Annotated in this window: 17 protein-coding genes; 4 read left to right on the top strand and 13 right to left on the bottom strand. The window is 37.9% G+C overall.

Annotation, left to right across the window (positions count from 1 at the left end; translation table 11 throughout):
• The first annotated feature begins 58 nt into the window (after nucleotides 1-58).
• Nucleotides 59-385, top strand: a complete 327-nt coding sequence (locus AC3G7N_RS10115) for a YolD-like family protein (RefSeq protein WP_489422026.1) — start codon at nucleotides 59-61, stop codon at nucleotides 383-385.
• Between the two features lie 102 nt (nucleotides 386-487).
• Nucleotides 488-664: a hypothetical protein gene (locus tag AC3G7N_RS10120; RefSeq protein ID WP_489422027.1), complete on the top strand. Its 177-nt coding sequence runs from the start codon at nucleotides 488-490 to the stop codon at nucleotides 662-664.
• A 40-nt stretch (nucleotides 665-704) separates the two neighbouring features.
• Here AC3G7N_RS10120 and AC3G7N_RS10125 read toward each other — a convergent pair whose 3' ends face one another.
• From AC3G7N_RS10125 to AC3G7N_RS10135, 3 genes are all read right to left on the bottom strand, one after another.
• Nucleotides 705-938: a hypothetical protein gene (locus AC3G7N_RS10125; protein WP_489422028.1), complete on the bottom strand. Its 234-nt coding sequence runs from the start codon at nucleotides 936-938 to the stop codon at nucleotides 705-707.
• 126 nt (nucleotides 939-1,064) lie between these two features.
• Nucleotides 1,065-1,670 (bottom strand): hypothetical protein, encoded by a 606-nt coding sequence (locus tag AC3G7N_RS10130; protein WP_489422029.1) that lies wholly within the window; start codon nucleotides 1,668-1,670, stop codon nucleotides 1,065-1,067.
• The gene (locus tag AC3G7N_RS10135) at nucleotides 1,671-2,171 is read right to left on the bottom strand and encodes a Panacea domain-containing protein (protein ID WP_489422030.1); all 501 of its coding nucleotides are present in this window, start codon (nucleotides 2,169-2,171) and stop codon (nucleotides 1,671-1,673) included.
• A 305-nt stretch (nucleotides 2,172-2,476) separates the two neighbouring features.
• On the opposite strand from AC3G7N_RS10135, the gene AC3G7N_RS10140 reads away from it, so the two are divergent.
• Entirely contained in the window at nucleotides 2,477-2,680 is a 204-nt protein-coding gene (locus tag AC3G7N_RS10140) for a hypothetical protein (protein ID WP_489422031.1), read from the top strand.
• Between the two features lie 164 nt (nucleotides 2,681-2,844).
• Nucleotides 2,845-2,970, top strand: coding sequence for a YjcZ family sporulation protein (locus AC3G7N_RS10145; protein ID WP_489422032.1), 126 nt, complete (start codon nucleotides 2,845-2,847; stop codon nucleotides 2,968-2,970).
• A gap of 223 nt (nucleotides 2,971-3,193) precedes the next feature.
• Here AC3G7N_RS10145 and AC3G7N_RS10150 read toward each other — a convergent pair whose 3' ends face one another.
• The 10 genes from AC3G7N_RS10150 to AC3G7N_RS10195 all read right to left on the bottom strand — a co-directional run bounded on the left by AC3G7N_RS10150 (nucleotide 3,194) and on the right by AC3G7N_RS10195 (nucleotide 16,924).
• Entirely contained in the window at nucleotides 3,194-4,321 is a 1,128-nt protein-coding gene (locus tag AC3G7N_RS10150) for a peptidoglycan-binding protein (protein WP_489422033.1), read from the bottom strand.
• 1 nt (nucleotide 4,322) lies between these two features.
• Entirely contained in the window at nucleotides 4,323-4,598 is a 276-nt protein-coding gene (locus tag AC3G7N_RS10155) for a phage holin (RefSeq protein ID WP_489422034.1), read from the bottom strand.
• Complete coding sequence (locus tag AC3G7N_RS10160) at nucleotides 4,595-5,137, bottom strand: phage holin family protein (protein WP_489422035.1); 543 nt, start codon at nucleotides 5,135-5,137, stop codon at nucleotides 4,595-4,597. Before AC3G7N_RS10160 ends, AC3G7N_RS10155 begins: the two co-directional genes overlap by 4 nt.
• Before the next feature lie 94 nt (nucleotides 5,138-5,231).
• Nucleotides 5,232-5,459: a hypothetical protein gene (locus AC3G7N_RS10165; RefSeq protein ID WP_489422036.1), complete on the bottom strand. Its 228-nt coding sequence runs from the start codon at nucleotides 5,457-5,459 to the stop codon at nucleotides 5,232-5,234.
• Nucleotides 5,459-5,824 carry a hypothetical protein gene (locus tag AC3G7N_RS10170; protein ID WP_489422037.1) on the bottom strand — a complete coding sequence of 122 codons (366 nt, stop codon included), beginning with the start codon at nucleotides 5,822-5,824 and terminating at the stop codon, nucleotides 5,459-5,461. Before AC3G7N_RS10170 ends, AC3G7N_RS10165 begins: the two co-directional genes overlap by 1 nt.
• Nucleotides 5,808-5,936, bottom strand: a complete 129-nt coding sequence (locus AC3G7N_RS10175) for a hypothetical protein (RefSeq protein ID WP_489422038.1) — start codon at nucleotides 5,934-5,936, stop codon at nucleotides 5,808-5,810. Before AC3G7N_RS10175 ends, AC3G7N_RS10170 begins: the two co-directional genes overlap by 17 nt.
• 28 nt (nucleotides 5,937-5,964) lie before the next feature.
• Nucleotides 5,965-6,318: a hypothetical protein gene (locus AC3G7N_RS10180; protein ID WP_489422039.1), complete on the bottom strand. Its 354-nt coding sequence runs from the start codon at nucleotides 6,316-6,318 to the stop codon at nucleotides 5,965-5,967.
• Between the two features lie 10 nt (nucleotides 6,319-6,328).
• A complete protein-coding gene (locus AC3G7N_RS10185) occupies nucleotides 6,329-11,503 on the bottom strand; it encodes a phage tail spike protein (RefSeq protein WP_489422040.1) in 5,175 nt (1,724 codons plus the stop codon).
• The gene (locus AC3G7N_RS10190; protein ID WP_489422041.1) at nucleotides 11,503-12,921 is read right to left on the bottom strand and encodes a distal tail protein Dit; all 1,419 of its coding nucleotides are present in this window, start codon (nucleotides 12,919-12,921) and stop codon (nucleotides 11,503-11,505) included. Before AC3G7N_RS10190 ends, AC3G7N_RS10185 begins: the two co-directional genes overlap by 1 nt.
• The gene (locus tag AC3G7N_RS10195) at nucleotides 12,914-16,924 is read right to left on the bottom strand and encodes a transglycosylase SLT domain-containing protein (protein ID WP_489422042.1); all 4,011 of its coding nucleotides are present in this window, start codon (nucleotides 16,922-16,924) and stop codon (nucleotides 12,914-12,916) included. The genes AC3G7N_RS10190 and AC3G7N_RS10195 overlap by 8 nt, the downstream gene beginning before the upstream one ends.
• Nucleotides 16,925-16,928: the final 4 nt, after the last annotated feature.

Raw genomic sequence — 16,928 nt, forward strand, 5'->3', positions numbered from 1 at the left:
ATAAATAAACCACTTATGCATATAATAGAACAAATGTTCTTAACAGGAGGGTGATAATATGATAAACGATCGCGGGACAATGAAGTGGGAATCATCCAAAATGATGATGCCAGAACATAGTAAGATGCTTGAGGAATATTGGGAATCACTAAACGATGTAGATAAACCAATTTTAAGCGAGGATCAGTTAGAGGATATTCAGCGAGTGGTCATGCAATCTATAGACAGCGGTCAAGATGTTGTGATTAATTATTATGAGCAACGACGAATGCTCTCTGTTGAATGTGTTGTGCGTAATGTAGTAGGAAATCACATAGAAATATTTGAGGATAACGGTATTGATTTTCTGATGCTTGAGCAAATTGTAGATATAAATTATGTGTAGACTGCTGTGATAGCAGTCTTTTTTTGTTTAAAAATTTTTTAAAAAATATGCGCCACCTTTTTCCCTTCTATTTCGATTATAGAAATAAGGAGGGATTTACTTATGAAAAAATTACCAGGTCATTTATCAAATTTTGAAGATGCGCAAGAATTGTTGGGATATGAGGATAACATTTGGCGCGGTGGTGCTATGTCGGAGATACGGGAAGATTACCACTCAGAATGGGAAAATGAATTACAGGAAGAGATTATTGAGAGAGTATTAGCTGAAGTAGACTAAAATAAAGAAGCCTCATAACTGGGGCTTCACTTTTGGGGCTTCACTTTCCATCTAATTCTTTATCTAACAGTTCTACATCATATATACCAGCTTCAATTCCTTCTGACAAAGATAATAAGTACTTTCTCAATTCTTCATTTTTAAGGCGAGGTACATTGTTCCAGCTGTATTCTCTGCGACCAGGGCACAAGACAACAAGTCCGATATCATTTTTATAATTTTTTGTTGCTACAAGTTTATAGTTACCGCCGTGCGGTGGGGTTTCATATTGCATGGATTCTTCTCCTTTTATGTACTTATTCGATGAAATGTTGGTAGATCCTTCTTTGTGCATGTCATTAACTAATACCCCATAATAAAAAAGCCTCTTCAATGAGACTTTTAAAATGTTATTATAGCATTAATATTCTTCAAGCAATTCTTCATATGCGTCAATTTCTTTTTTTAGTTTACCTAATTCTATATTTTTACTATCTAATACAACTTCCAACTCTTCATAAGGGGTTAAAGGGTAGTCATACTTCTCAATTCCACCATGATTTTTAGATGGATACAGATTATGATATCTATCTAGCCATACAATATAAAATACATTGTCAATCATAAATCCATGTACTCTTCCTTTTGCTTGTGATATTGAAAATTGAATGCATGCATTATCTTCTTCGAGTTGCTCTAAAAGCGTTGTATCTATCTCGAATTTTGCAGTAGTGTCTTTCCAGTCATGCGGATGAACTCTTAATCTTTTGTTTTTTTGCTGCCTAAACACTATAAACGGCATGCCTGAAATCTGTTGCAAGATATCAAATACACTTATAAACCATTCCATTTCAACAGAACCGCAATTAAATAGTTCGTGGTCTCTGTCAAAAAATTTCCACGAAAAAACTACATAGTCCTCATTAATTCCTTTAATCTTTTCATTTTGTGAATAAGCATATAACTTTTTTCTCACTGCTGGATGATCCGGTTCTTTGGCCTTAGGTATATTAATTTTCTTTGCCATTTAGTCTTCTTGAATTTCCACATGCATTCTTTGATAAAATTGACGTATCGTTTCATCCTTAAGAATATTGTTAGAAGGTTCATATGGAGCTAATCCGTTCCTTGCTTCTCTCCAAGGCTCTTCAGAATGTGTTAAAGCTTCTAATTGATCCCCAGATAAATGCCCATAACTGTCATATACTTCTTGTAATAGTTGGACTACTTCCTCATCGTTAACACCTGAATCTTTTTCAAGTGGTATAGGATGCCAACGGTGAACTTTATATTCACTGTATAACTCAGGATCAACCGGACCATGAATCCACGCTTGGAAGTTATTTTTAAATACACTCTGATTAAAAAATATTCTACCCCAAGAATATGAATAGTAACATAGTTTCTGCAACTTTTTATGTGTAATTGTTTCATCACCTAACGACAAAAAGAAATTCGCCACTGATTGAATATTAGTGCGATACATTGTTTTTCCCTCACAATATAAACGGATTTTTTTGAATTCCATAAAAACACCACCTTTTTTCATAGTCATTTCCATTCTTTAATGAACATATGCAATAAAAGGGGCTAACTTGCTAATAATAAGCAATTAAAAATGAGATTTATACAAACTAGTATAGTACAAGAATAATAGTTTGTACACACAAATCGAACACACTTGCGAACAAATGTTTGCATTTGCTTTGTTTTATGTTCGTATTACTCTTATACCCTATATATCGGATTCGACACAAAAATATTAAATCCTGCTTTTTAAAAAAACTTTTGTTAAACTAGCTTAGGACATATAAAAAAGAGAGTGAAGGCCAAATGGAAAATATTATAGAAGTGGCACAAAAAAACAGGCTTACCCTAATTGAAATCAGCATACTTGTTGAACTTGATAAGAACTACCCTGAAGCAGTGACAATTAAGGAAATAACCAAATACAAAGAAGTAAAGAAAAGTGTAGATAACTTATTAGAAAAGGGATTTATTGAGGAAAGATGGCAAAAGTATAGAATGAAAAAGTAATAATGTCTAGTTATTCAACAAGCTTTCCGACTTATCGAATGTGGTCTGCCAGCACACCTATAGAAATGCTGAATTCAATCCATTATTTTCACAAATAATCGCCCAAACTTTTTGACCAGTTGCACATATCATACCGTGTAGAAAATAATTATAATTGGAGGAAAATGAACATGAGCTATTATGGTGGAAATAATGAATTTGCATTAATCGTTGTATTGTTTATCTTGCTTATTATTGTTGGGGCAGCAGTATTTAATGATAAGAAATTTGATGATAAAAAGCATTATTAAATTAGTAGATTATATAAGCCCCTACCAACATGGTAAGGGCTTTTGTTTGGCATAATTTATCTAACAAGCTTTTCCGAACTTGCTAGACGTGGTCTACCACACCACAGAAAATGAAATATTTACGGTATTAATTTACTTTAATTGGAAAACCTTTAAATAAGGTCATGTTAGTCACAAAACCCTTAACTTCCGACCCCTAGCCTCACTTATGTGGGGCTATTTATTATCCTAGCATAGCAGAAAAAGTTGCTTTGCCTGGTAAACCATCTACATATAAGTTGTGGTCAGATTGAAACTGCTTAACGCACGCAATCGTTAACTTACCATTAATGCCATCTAGCCATTTAGGATTATACCCATAACAAAATAAAATAGCTTGTACAATCCATGTAATGTTACCTTTTGAATCTTTTGGTACAGTCATACATGCAGACTCAGTATTAGGACCCCAAATGCCATCTACAACTAAATTAAATCCAAATTGCTTGTTTAATTCGGTCTGGTAAGCTACTGTCAGCGCCCACTTGGTTTCTTTGCCGAATATATTATCAACCGCAATATTTAAACCATACCGTTTATTTAATGTGCGCTGAACTTCTGCTATTTTACCTTCTATTTGCACAGATCCAACTTGTGTATCAGGAGCCGGTTTCTTTGCTGCAGCTAGATTTATTTTTTGGCCGACTTGTAGTTTGTTATGGTCCACACCAGGATTAACTTTAATTAGTTCATCTACTGTCAAACCATCTATACCTTTAGCAATACTCCAAAACGTATCACCTTGTTGGATCGTGTAAATGTTTGGTAGTGATTCTTGAACAACATTAGGATCCAAGAATTTAAAGACGTTGCTATAATTAAACACACAACAAGGTTTCCATCCGTAACCAGGCATTTCCTGATGAGCTTTGTCCTCACTTCCGATACCATCATTAACTAAGGCCTGCTGCAACTCGTCAATGCTAGCCTTTGTAGGGGCATCTAATTCATCGTAACGGTAATCTCCTGCTACACATATACCTAAACTATACCCGTTACTATTGCCAACGTGATAGGTAAGCAATTCGATACTGTTACAATATTTGATTGCAGCTCTTCTACCGTTTGGTGTATCGACAATATTTTGCGGTTCAATTACAATATGATACCCGATGCTCTTTCCCCATAATCCAATGTGATAACGGGCGAACGCTTCGGCAACTGAACCACTTAGATTCTTCTTAGTCAGTGAATGGTGCCATACCCGGGTCAGTCCAGGTATAGATCTACTTCGCTGGTGATAAGCACCTTCACGAGGGATAGTATCTCTGATATCTGTTAGTTGCGGTAATCTTTCAAACGAATAACTCATATTACTTAACCTCCTTTCGTGGCTTAACATATTTTAAAGCTTGTTTACTATCAAAAATAGTTGCTGTAGTAGGGTCATTTAATGCATTCCAAACACTCACGACAACCATTGCTATCACATACGGGTTATTCAATGAATTAAGCAACAAACCACCTAGAATAGCCCATGAAGTTAATTCTTGCGCTGATAATCCTGCATAAGCAAGCATTGGCAGGATTATAGATAAAACAAATTGTGCGATGAATACTGGATTTTTGAAACGTACTTTTAGGTTCATTCATTTTCACCACCTTTCAATCTTTCTTCTTTTTTTGATTGCTCAAGCGTATCTATTTCTTTCAGTAACGCTTTTTTATCTTCTTTTTCTAATGCAGGATCTCTTTCTAGTGATTGTTCTTTACCAAACGGCTCTTTGTTTAATTTTTCAAGAGCATTAAAAAGTACGGGCGGTATAGGTAACCCGATTTGGGCGCAATTCTCTAAAATGCTTAAGCCTTCATTAACAACAAAAAAACTAGTTACTGCAAGCAGTACTAGTCCGTGTGTATTCTGTCCTGTAGACAATATTAAATATTCAATACCAGCGCCCATACTTACCATTACTAAAATGGCAAACTTTTTCATGACCCCTGCTACTCCAATCGTGCTATTAAGTGATTTGGTCATATATGCCCTCATGCATCCCGTTATAAAATCAAGTATCATAAAAAACACCAGTACGACAACAGCTTCATTTACAATGCCGATGATATAGACAATAAAGCTAGCAAAAACAGCTAGAATCCCTTTTGTTGCCGCAACTTCCAATCTGCTCACATCCCTTCACTTCTCCTTTCAACATTGATTTCAACCCCCTTTAATTCCGTCCGTTCTGTTTTCTCTAGTTGTTTTAGTGCATAAAAAATACGCCTTACTTTAGGCGCACCAACACTTTCGATTTAACTAACTTGCTTAATCCTTCAATACTTGCGTCTGTATTGTACTCATCCATCGTAGCTGGTACATACCCGTTAATGTTTAGTGTTCCGTTTGGATCCACACCTCGAAAGTGAATGTTCACTTGCTGTTCCTTTTCCACCGTCAAAAACTGCACATTGCTTACCTTAATCTCCATGTTTTCTATCAACTTCTCAGCCATTATTTTTCCTCCTCTAAAATGGTATTTAGCAGGGATGCTGTTTTTGGTGTAATAGAAATACTAGCTAGTTCGTTCAAGTTAATCTTTTGAATATCCACCTTTACCTTTTGCGCCATAAGTTCGTCTAATTTTTTATTAAACTCTTCCAGCTTATCTTCCCTGATTCGAACCTTGCCATTTTCTAAATCCTTTTCTTTATACTTTTGTATAATTTTTGAGCGTAAATCATCAGCCGTTTTCAACTCTTCTCCAATAATGCGATTCATACGTTGAATTTTAAATGCTGTGCTGATTGGTAATTCCTTTTCTGATAATGTGTTAAGCCCCTTGTTCAAATCAAATACGTCATTAATTTTTAATTGCATCTAATCGCTCCTCGATTTTAGTTAGTCGTTTGTCTAATGCTTCAAGAGTTAATTTTTCTTCCTTAGACTTATTCGGCTTATTTTTAATATACGGTTTAAGATTCTTCATCAATTGGCGGTTTGCCCGTTACACCTACCTTTTAAATTTCGGCTTGTCTAATATGACAAACATAGCCTTTATCTGCTTGATTTGGTTTGACCTCCAAGCTCATGAAAGTATGAAAAAGTTTTAAGTCACCATCATAAGAGGGCATATAACTGTTAGCGAGATATGATTTTTGCAAGTGATAAGAATAGTTGTTTTCACTTTCGACGATGTACAAATCATACAAAACATAATCGGTACGATCTATTTCAATCGCAACAGCTTCAAAGTTATAAAATTTATCTTTTACAACCAACCTACCTTCTGCAATTTGTATGTCGTTTTCTGTTTCCGTTACTTCAAATCCTGTCATGTACTTATTTGGGTGATTAATCGTTTTATACTCCATATCAACCCTCCTATGCAGGCTCATAGAACATCAAACAACGTACTTGGAATGTTCGTCCTGCGATCGCTGTTGTTCGTCCTGTACCTGTTACAAATAATCTAAAGCCAGTAGAAGTGATGTTCTCAAAACCACAAACTGCGGAACTAGCGTAAGGACCACTTACTTGACCCCATACCGCAAAGAGGTTTTCGGCTGTTGGAGTATTATAATCTACCTGCCCATATGCGTAAGCGGTAGAATCGCTGTTAACAATTACATCTATATATTCCACAAAGAATACACCATTTGTACTTAAAGACCCCATATTAGCGTCGTTCACCCATGAGCCAACACCATGATAAATACCATTACCCTTTGCTTCCATAATCACATCTTGAGGAAATCTTACTCTATCTGTGTAAAAACGGGCGTATGAGCCATCTTCGTCGGAATCCATATCCAGTAGCATGTCTGCACCACCAGCGCCATCACCTGTATATTGCCAAAATTCGTGTCCAGATCGAAACGACGAATCTCGTGGCGAACGGTTATCTCGACCTGAGTAGGCGAGAATGCTGCTCCATGCTGTTCCGCCCGAATCGGTGTAGTTTAATATTCTTTTTTTTGGAATATCAGTACCTGCCGTTCCCCCGGTATGCGTCGAACGTAGTTCTAAGATACCACTATCCTTTATTGCCGATCCTCCGTACAAGAATGCTTCTTCAGTTTGACCTATTTCGTTGGCATACCATTGGAATCCTAGTTGCCCTTTTGTAACACCCGTATCAATGTTGTCAGCTCTTCCGAAGTATAGATAATCTCCTTGTCCTCTTATATCCGCACCGTGATACGTATTATCTATCTGACTCGATCTAAATGTTGCTACTTGCCCCCCTGTTGTTGGCGAGTAAGCTGCCATACCCAGTTTGTCTATCTCAAACGATTTTTTACCATCTTCAAACGTTTCAATTCGCCCATCTTGGAGTGAAACTACATCACCGTTAGGATTGCTGGAAACCACGTCTGTTCCTGTTATATAACCAGCATTGATTGTTCCTAAGTTACCTGTAATATCAGATAGTACCGTTACGGCACCAACTAGATTAATATTTTCTGCGTTAATAGTAGCTGTTTCAGGTGTTAGATTAATGGCGCCAATAACCCCATTTTTGCTAACTTTCAAGTCGAATTTACCGGGTAGCAAATTAAGCTCACCTTCGGCTGTGTCGACACGACCTTCTAGTGCATTAAATGTTGATGTTTCAACTTTAGCTGTTATAGCTGTGTTAAGTCCGTCTATATCTAATTCAGCGCTACCCATACGCGTGCCTAGCGCATCGACAGTTGATGATTCGGCTTTAGCATTTATACGAGTGTCGTGTTGTGAGATAGTAGATTCATTCGCGCTCACTCGACCTGTTAGTGTGTCGACAACCGATGACTCGACTTTGGACGTAATAGATTCTGCAAGTTGATTGATGGAGCTTGAATGTTCGGTTATGGTTTGATTAATTGGTGCAATAGCGTTGTCAGTGTACCCTTCAGCTTCCTTAAAAGCTTGTATATTTCTAAAGAATAAATTAGCAAAATAGGTTGAACCACCACCAGCACCTCTATTTGGTAAAGCGAGAAATTTTATTCCTGCGGTTCCACCCCATACGGTTTTTTTAGAAACAATACAATCATACTTCGTCCAATCTTCCGGTATTGGCGAATTGCCTAACATGGCATATACGTAATTACCGCCACGCCTGGTATTTGAAACTGGGTGGTCTATTGGCCATACACCGTTAGGATCGTCGGGGTTTTCTAAACTCCACGGACTATTAAGAGTTATCACATGATTAGTCTTATCTATTGCACCTTGCGTCCATGTATCATCCCCTGTTACAAGTCTGCTATATGTGTTAATCGGGTAGGTGTAACCTTTACTATTTTTATAGCCCCATATTAACATTTGCCTTTCGTGGGCTGTCGTTCCATCTGACCACCCGGCCGAATTAGTCAAATAAACTTTAGTATCACCTGGCGTCAATGGTTGCGCTAGTGTGGTTTGATCGTGATACAAATCCCCCATTTCCGGGTCAATCGCTATGCCGTCGGCGTCATAACAAGAAAACCCTAAGTATGCGGTATTTCCAACATACGGACTTTGCTTAGCTGTAACCCCTAGCTTGTATACGTCGTTACCGTTAAAAGGTATTAATTCATCATTTACAAATGTTGCCGTCGACGCTGTATTGAATGAACCGAATGCACCTTCCCCTGGTATTTCACCTGAAAATGTCAAGCTTGAAAAGTTTGTGTTATCACCCATTGAACCATTACCATTAGTCATTAAATTATCGCTTCTTGCTTGAACATATTCCTTAAGGTTGTCAGTCACTCCGCTAACATAGGTAGCATCAACCTTACTAGTAATCGCATCAGCTTGTACTAATAATTCAGCACTATGATCGTCAACCGTACCTGCAAGCGTATCTACATAACTAGCATCAGCTTTTAATCCGATTGCCGCTTCATTCTGCCCTAGTCTAGTAGAGTGACTATCTAATTTATTTACTACACCCTGTTGATCAGTCTCGTAAGTTGTAACACCAACGTAATTCAATAGCCGGTTATCCACCTCGGTTATGGTGTATACATCAGCCTTATTAGCTTTAGATACTAACTGACCATCTACATAATCTAGCCCTGCTTTATCAGCAATGTCTTGGGTTAATTCCGTTACTTTTGTATCGTAGATGGTTTTAGCAACAGAATAGGCTTCCGTATACGCTTTTTGGTCTTCTGGAGCTGGTGTCCAATCGGTTGCTTTATTTCCTTTTTCAAGTTTTAATTCTTTACGTTGAATAACAAAGTTTTCTGTGTAGTCATTAGGATAAATTCTAAAATCGAATCTGTACGTATTATTTGGAACATTAGCAGAAATATGGTATCTTCCATCCTTTGAAATAAGCCCCGTATAAGGTGTATCTAAGTATGAACCAACTTCATCATAAAATGTGAATCTTAATTTAACGTTGTTTACTTCTACCCCTGCAACATAAACACTTGCAGTAATGGAATCTCCTATATTTAATCCAATATCATCAATAACTTCACTTATTATTACTGAACCATACGTGGTAATAGTATCGTTGATAAGTGTTGAGCTTGTCCTTATAATTAAATTCCTTCCGCCAATTTCAATATCATTAATTGCTCCACTGACGTAATCTTCATCGGTAATCTTATCTGCAGGGCGCCCACCAACCTTATCGGTATCAGCTGAAGTATTTTCGCCAGTCACATCACCGATTAAATACCAGTCAGCCATGCTAAATGTAGCACTAGTTGTTTTCGTAACAGTCGAACGATAAACAGCCCCGTTGTTATCCCATAAGTCGCCTGTATCGTAAGGTGTGGTCGGTTGTGCAACAAATACCCTTCTTTTACTATCAGCCGTGTCTTGCGCTTGTGCCGCATCTTGTAAGGCTTTTGCTATCCCTTCATCACGGACAAGCACCCATTTATAAACGGTCTCAGCAAGCATGAATCGATAAGAATAACCAGTACTAGAATTATAAAAAAGGTCACCGATATGCTTATCTTTTTCAGCATTTGTTGTCCAGTCACTCGCTGGTAAGTTAGTAAGGCTAGGCTCATAATCTTTAAAGTGAGAAGTAATCTGATTATCAATCTGTGCTTGGATAGCTTGCATTTCATTATCATATAAAGCCGTATCAACATAATTCGTCAACTTGCTATTCGTATAATTATTAGCAGCTGCCTCTGCAGCGTCGGCTTTAGCTTTTGCATCTGCTTTAGCTTCTGCAAGTTTAGCAATATCCGCATCAATCCGGGCTTGTTCTTCGACACGAACAACACCATCTGCATGTGCTTCTGCTTGCGTTTGTGCTAGATTTGCCTTGGCTACCGCTACTGCCTCAGCCGCCGCTTGTGCTTCATTTGCCTTAGTAGTTGCGTCTGCTTTAGCTGCCTTTAATGCGTTATCGGCTTGCAGTTGAGCAAATGTCTTACCATCTTCAAAAACATTTGTGTCTTTATCATCGATTTGTTGTTGCGTATAGGTTTCTTCCAATACCTCTGCAAGACTACTTTTGCCAGCAATCGCAATCTGTAAAGCTTGCCAAATAGACCGAACTTGTTCAACAGTAAATTCTTTATAATCACCTAGTAAGACTTTCTTTTTAGACTTGTCGCTCAATTCCCTATCTTGGGTATGGACTCTTGCTTCTAGATAAAGTGGTGGATTAAATTTTGTATCCTTAATTCGTATGATTTGCCCAAACCGTATTTTTTTGTTCTTTAAACCAGGTATATGCTCCAAGTCAGCTATATCTGCTTCATACTCTACAACTGCATTGATACGCTTTTCTAGCTCGTTTTCTGTTAAAGTTTGAAGTCTATCAAGCGTCATATCTTGGTCAGTCGATTCAGGATAGTAAGGTTTGATTAAGTGTTTACCATTTCGACCCCAACGCGTCAAAGCATCCTTGTCCTCGACTAAAATTTCTTTCTTGTTTCCATCGCTATCAGCAGGACTTATACCTTTTAAGGCGGTCACAATATCAGCCGATTCGGTTCGTTTGATGCCTAGAAGATCACGACCAAACTCTACCTGTCTACCACTCCATTTTTCTGGTTTTTCTAGTAAGTCTACATACCTGCGGACAACCTTATTGTTTTTGACTTCGATTCTAAAATGCAATTCCAAGTCAAACTCACTTGCAATATGTTTGAGCAACCAATAGGGGTTGGTGTGTTCCTCAATGTGAAGCGTTCTACTGCCGTTATAGGTAATCGTTCCTGGTTCCCACTCGGTGTCTACCAGTGCTTGACTAACTGCGGTGGAAACGGTTTGACCTTCGAGCGTTTGCGGACTAATAATTTTAGCTTTTATTAAATCAACATAGGTTGCCGATGCATTCACCTGATAGGATAAAAACCCCTTGCTATCACGTAATTTCGTAGCACGAGTGATTAAAAACTCAACGTATTCCCCATCCTCATCGGGTATGATAACTCGATTGCGACCAGTCAAATATTCACTAAAATTTTTATTAGCAAACGTATCGAAGTCAAACGTCTGTAAGTAATCTTTTAGCTCGATGTGGTGGTTATCATTCCAAAATTCCCCGTGACGGATGACGGATAAAATAGTATCGGTCTGTTTGTCTGCTATGAGTATTTTGGGATTCATTATTTAAATACCTCCCTACGCTTCATCGTCACACCCAAGCTATTAGAGGGATGCATTAATAACGTATTAAACCCCGGTTTAATCGCAAAAAAATCAGCTCCAAAATCCATCAAGTCAGTGCGATCTTCGCCGTTTATTAGCAGCTCGCCTTTTTTCATATCGAATTTTAACTTGTCACCCACGTTTGCAATATAAGGTGTTTGATCAACAGTTGCTTGTGTGAGCTCATATGCCTGGATAGAATCTATTTTCGGTGCATAAGCACGTGGGGTGGTGCCATATTTACCGATGTGAATTTGTACGTATTTTAATCTTCCTTGATAAGCATTGGCGGCGTCTTTAAATGTTTTTCGTAAAGTCTCCACGTGATCGTTAGAATTATCAATACGAGTAACGTACAATTCAAAATCTTGGCCAACACGTCGAAAGCGAACCATACCAAAAAAGTAATCTTGCCTGTATTCATAATTCGAAGAGCTTATCAGGTATTCATCTAACCCGATACGTTCTTCCGCTACCTTTGTATGGACGTTTGGCGAGTTATCTAATATAGATAGCTTACCTAATTCATTTAATGCCTCATCACGTAAATAGCATTCTATACGGAAAGTCTGTTCAGGTTCGGTGGTTCTGCCCTGTAAGTGCATCTCTACTTCAAAATCCTGTACAGGAACAACTTCTTTAATTAAAGCCGGACCATGCCAGTTTGCTGTTTCTGCGCCATATGATGGCACGGTTATACCGTCACCGTCTGTACTTAAATTCCCATCAACCACACCACCGTCAACCTCAGTAGGGGTTGTTTGCCACGTGCTTAACGTTGCACCCCGTTCTTCTAGTAAAAGTGTTCGGGTGTCTACTACTTCTTCATCTAGCGCCACAGGATGACCAATCATCATGTATTCTTCATTCTGATTTTGAATCATAGCGAAAGTGACAGGAGCCAATACTTCTAGTTCAAAAACAGGGTATGTCTCGGCTGTTCCGTTGTTTTCGATTCCTACCACGTCTGATTGAAAGGTGGTTGTGATTTCAGGCCCATATTTGTGTGAATCTGGACACAAAAAGGAGACTGTCAAAAAAGCGTGTTCGACAATCTCACTTGGATCAAGCTCACCATCCAAAACAGCATAATAAGTGCGATTTGGTATATTTTCAAAAACCAGTGCCTTAGGTTCATCTGAATCCAACCATAAAACTAAATCTTCGGCTTTTGAATTCAAATCAGAAGGACTATTAGCTTCTAACCAAATATCAACTGGAATTATTAATGGATCTATATCTGTAGTTTGTAAATAGCCTCCCGGTTTACCAGGTACCGTCAATAAACTCCTTCGTCTCGGTGCCCAATAAGGTTTTTTCATCTTTATTTTGGTAATGTAAGGTTTTGTTATATTATTAAAAGAAAAATTATTCATTACCATCACTCCTAAAGCTCTTCTTGACTTCCTTGTTCCATTCCTGTTGTTCAGTCACTGTTGGTTCTACCATTTTACCAACTTCGCGCTCATTCATAATGACACTAATGTCTTTGCCAGCAGCGATGCCTTCTCGAATGTCTTCTAATAACTGAATCATTCGATTGCCTCTATCGCCATCCCCGTCCATGAATCCTAATTCTTGCCCAGTTTTCTGCCAAATTCCTTTTGATCGCTCTTTTTTAGCTGGATCATGACTGATAATAGATTCTGCCCAACCGCCTTCTGCGATCCAGGCTAGTTGTTTCGTATCAACAATGCCACCATTCGCATAACCCTGATAGGGTCTGCCTTCACGCAAAGCCTTTATGCCTGGAACATTGAACACATTTCCATATCTACTCTTAATATAATTAATTGCAGCTGTAGCATTATGGACGGGATTCATTATATTATCCATACCTGCTTGTTTATAAGCATTAAAAGTAGGTCTAATAGTCTGCATTAATCCCATCGATGGTGTTCCTCGTCTCCAGTTGCTATCCCATTTATTAATTGTTGACGGACCGGTACGACCGCCTGATTCCTTCATAGCGATTGTTGATAATGGTCCTGCCCAACTAGAAGGCACTCCGGTTGCTGCCATTGCTGAAGAAATCCAACTTTTTACGTTGCCAGATACATTTGCACCAAATGACCCAAAACCTTCAACTTTATCTTTAACAAATCCAAGGAATCCGTCTTTTACTTTCTTAAAAATGCCTTTTCCAAATCCATTCAAGATGCCTGGGAATTGTGGTGTTTCTACACCAAATAGATCCATTGCTTTGTTAAATAGTTTCGTAGGGTTAGAAATATAATCCCATACATCAAATGCTGCATCCTTTACGTTTCCCGCAACGTTCTTTGTACCTTCCCAAGTTTTTGAAGCAACCTTTTTAGTACCTTCGTATGCATTACCAACAAAGTCTTTTATTTTACCTATTCCTTTTTTATAAGCAGGAATTGATTCTAGTAATTCTTTTGTTTTCTTGAATGGCAATACTTTTGAACCTTTTTGTAAATTGATTAGTGTATCAATTCCAGGGCTCAATACGGTTTTACCATCTGGAGTTTGGATCAATTCTGGACCACCGCCATCTCCAACAATAGCAGGACCGCCAGGATGACCGTTTGTACCTTTTGCGTACGCTGGAACTTTCCACTTAGGAATGTTGGAATCTACACCAACTTTGTCTAGAATCCAATTGACTCCACCTACAACGCCGTTAACACCTTTTCCTAGCGTTTTAGTCATGGCGTTTATTACTTTTGTGATGCCGCCTTTAACTTTATCAGCCATCTTTCCAATCCCGTCACCGATCTTTTTAGGCAACTCTTTTGCCCGATTTACAATATCATCAAAACGTCCTTTGACAGTGTTGTAGATTTTGCTGAATACGCTTTTTGTTGTATCCCAAATATTATTCCAAGTGTTTTTAATCCGGTTCATGATTGATGAAACTCGTCCGAATATCAAATCTTTAATTGTGTTCCAAATTCCTTTGAAAAATCTACTAATAGCACTGAAGACAATAGAGGTATTATTTTTTAAGTTTTCCCATCTAGTTTTAACAAAACTAACTACTTTGTTAATAACCGTGTAAAATATAATTCTAATATCATTCCACAAAGTTCTGAAAAACTTTCCAATAGCACTAAATACCCTACTTGTGGTGCTACTAATGAAATTCCAACGACCTTTTATAAAATTGACTATAGTATTTATAACAAATTCAAACGTTTTACGGATCCCTGACCATAGTGCAGAAAAGAATTTACCAATTGCTGAGAATGTTGTTCGTGTGACAGTGCTAATAAATTTCCAAGCAGTTGTCAGAACTAAGCGAATTGCTGTTATAACTCCGCTAAAAATGGTCCTGATACTGTTCCATGTATTAACAAAGAATTCCTTAATCCAACGAAATGTAATTCGCGTTACCTGTTGAATTTTGCTCCATGCCGCTGATAGGTTTTTAATGATTCCTTTAATATTTCCTGCGAAAAATGATTTAATTGCCTTCCAACCAGATAACACAATGGACTTAAACCCTGTAAATAATAGCTTTGCACCCTTAATAATTCGACCAAAGAATGTAAGGTTAATCCATCCCCATATGAGTTCGATAGCTCCAAAGAACATTTGTTTGATGCCTTCCCACATTTTTGAAAAGTCACCAGTGAAAATACCAGTGAATATTTTGATTGCACCCATGATGACGTTTAATCCACCCTGAATGATATTCTGTATTGCACCCCAAATCGTATTGATAATCGCCATTACTGCCGGCATAACGAATTTCACGATTGAAAGCACAAAGCTAAAGGCATTATCTGCCGCTTTCAAGATTTGTTTTCCATTTTTATCCCAAAACGTCGCAATTTGTGAAACGATACTTCCTACAAAATTCACAATTCGTGTGAGCAACGGCTTAATAAACGGCCATAACATATTAAAAACTTCGGTGTACCTTTTGTACATATAAGTAAAATAGCCAACTACATTAGTAACAAAGCCATTTATCCAATCCTGAATCTTGTTGATTTCATTATTCATCTTCTGGATTTGTCCTGATGTTAACCCAAGTCGGGAGAGAATACTGACTCCCTTTCCTTTATTTCCTGTGAACAAAGCAAAGAGGCCTTTGATAGTCTGCTTAGCTCTATTGATTGGCCCTCCAATCTTATCCAGTTGTGTTTGTAAAAACCCTACAAATCTTCTTAAACCTTCAAACGCTTTATTAAGCATGATTAGAATTGCATCCCCAATAGGAGATATTAAGACAGAGAATTCGATTAAGAACATACCCATATTTTTCAAGAGGTCAAAAAATTTAGGTCCCATTTCCATCGAATAATCGATAAAGTTCTTAAAACCCTGTGTCTCACTTAGCGTAGAGAAGCCTTTTGTTATGCGAAGCAAACCTTTGGTAATCGATTGTGCCACTGGATCGAATGCCACCATTAAATTCATAAAACCTGCGACCAAATATCCAATCGATTCGCCAAGTCTTTCAACATACGCACCAGCTGTATTTCCCATCCATTCAAAGAAGGCTTTAGCGCCGCTACCATTTACTGCTTCATTGAAAGAGTTCGTGAGATTGTCCACAGCTTTTGTTGTAGACTCCATAGCCGGTCTTAGTTGGCTAAGAACACTTGTGGCAGCTTGCATAAAGGTTGTAAATGTTTCTGTTATAGGTCTTGTAAAATCACGGCGAAACGTAAACCACACATCTTTAAATGCTCCCACAGAATTGATCGCATCTTGCCAATAGCCGGGAAGCTTTTGAAATTCTTCTCCACCTTTTTTTAAATTCTTTTCTAATCCAATCACTCGACTTATCGCATGTTCGGCTGCGAAAGCATAAACACCCAATCCGCCAGCTGCAGAGGTGAAAGCAGAAGTTAGACCTCCCGCGGCAGCTGTTAAAGACGTTATAGCCGGAATGGCTGCTGGTGCTAATCCGACTAAGGCGTATTTTAATCCACGTAATGAAATGGTTGTGTTTACGACTGCGTTTCTAAATTTACTGAACAGGCCACCTTCATTGACGTTATCCACTTTATCTCGCGTAACTTCCAATTCATTATTAAGTAGGTAGGTTTTATTGCGTGATTGACCAAGCTCATCTTTTAATTGATCAAGGTCATTATCACCTAAATCTTCAAGTTTTTTATCTGCTTGATCTGCTTCATTACCTAACTCGTTTATTTCTTCTTTTGCGCCCTTTGCATCACTTTCCAAAACATTCATGCTATTATTTTTTCCTGTTTTTTCAATCTGTTTATCCAGTTTTTTACTTGATTTATTTAAATAGTCGTAACTTTCTTTTGCTTGATCTACCGCTTTGTCTGTTGTAGGCCCTATTTGAGATAGTTCTTTTCGCACCTCTCGCATTGAAGATTTAAATCCTTTTATAGTTGCCGTGAATTGCGTGCGTAATTCCCTAACAGTCGCCAATATT

This window comes from Virgibacillus carmonensis, from assembly GCF_057836705.1.

Bases quoted from the DNA above. Each gene is read 5' to 3' on its own strand.
- AC3G7N_RS10135 (WP_489422030.1), bottom strand. From the start codon at position 2,171: ATGGAATTCAAAAAAATCCGTTTATATTGTGAGGGAAAAACAATGTAT.
- AC3G7N_RS10185 (WP_489422040.1), bottom strand. From the start codon at position 11,503: ATGAATCCCAAAATACTCATAGCAGACAAACAGACCGATACTATTTTA.
- AC3G7N_RS10140 (WP_489422031.1), top strand. From the start codon at position 2,477: ATGGAAAATATTATAGAAGTGGCACAAAAAAACAGGCTTACCCTAATT.
- AC3G7N_RS10150 (WP_489422033.1), bottom strand. From the start codon at position 4,321: ATGAGTTATTCGTTTGAAAGATTACCGCAACTAACAGATATCAGAGAT.
- AC3G7N_RS10120 (WP_489422027.1), top strand. From the start codon at position 488: ATGAAAAAATTACCAGGTCATTTATCAAATTTTGAAGATGCGCAAGAA.
- AC3G7N_RS10155 (WP_489422034.1), bottom strand. From the start codon at position 4,598: ATGAACCTAAAAGTACGTTTCAAAAATCCAGTATTCATCGCACAATTT.
- AC3G7N_RS10130 (WP_489422029.1), bottom strand. From the start codon at position 1,670: ATGGCAAAGAAAATTAATATACCTAAGGCCAAAGAACCGGATCATCCA.
- AC3G7N_RS10145 (WP_489422032.1), top strand. From the start codon at position 2,845: ATGAACATGAGCTATTATGGTGGAAATAATGAATTTGCATTAATCGTT.
- AC3G7N_RS10125 (WP_489422028.1), bottom strand. From the start codon at position 938: ATGCAATATGAAACCCCACCGCACGGCGGTAACTATAAACTTGTAGCA.
- AC3G7N_RS10170 (WP_489422037.1), bottom strand. From the start codon at position 5,824: ATGCAATTAAAAATTAATGACGTATTTGATTTGAACAAGGGGCTTAAC.
- AC3G7N_RS10115 (WP_489422026.1), top strand. From the start codon at position 59: ATGATAAACGATCGCGGGACAATGAAGTGGGAATCATCCAAAATGATG.
- AC3G7N_RS10190 (WP_489422041.1), bottom strand. From the start codon at position 12,921: ATGAATAATTTTTCTTTTAATAATATAACAAAACCTTACATTACCAAA.
- AC3G7N_RS10180 (WP_489422039.1), bottom strand. From the start codon at position 6,318: ATGGAGTATAAAACGATTAATCACCCAAATAAGTACATGACAGGATTT.
- AC3G7N_RS10165 (WP_489422036.1), bottom strand. From the start codon at position 5,459: ATGGCTGAGAAGTTGATAGAAAACATGGAGATTAAGGTAAGCAATGTG.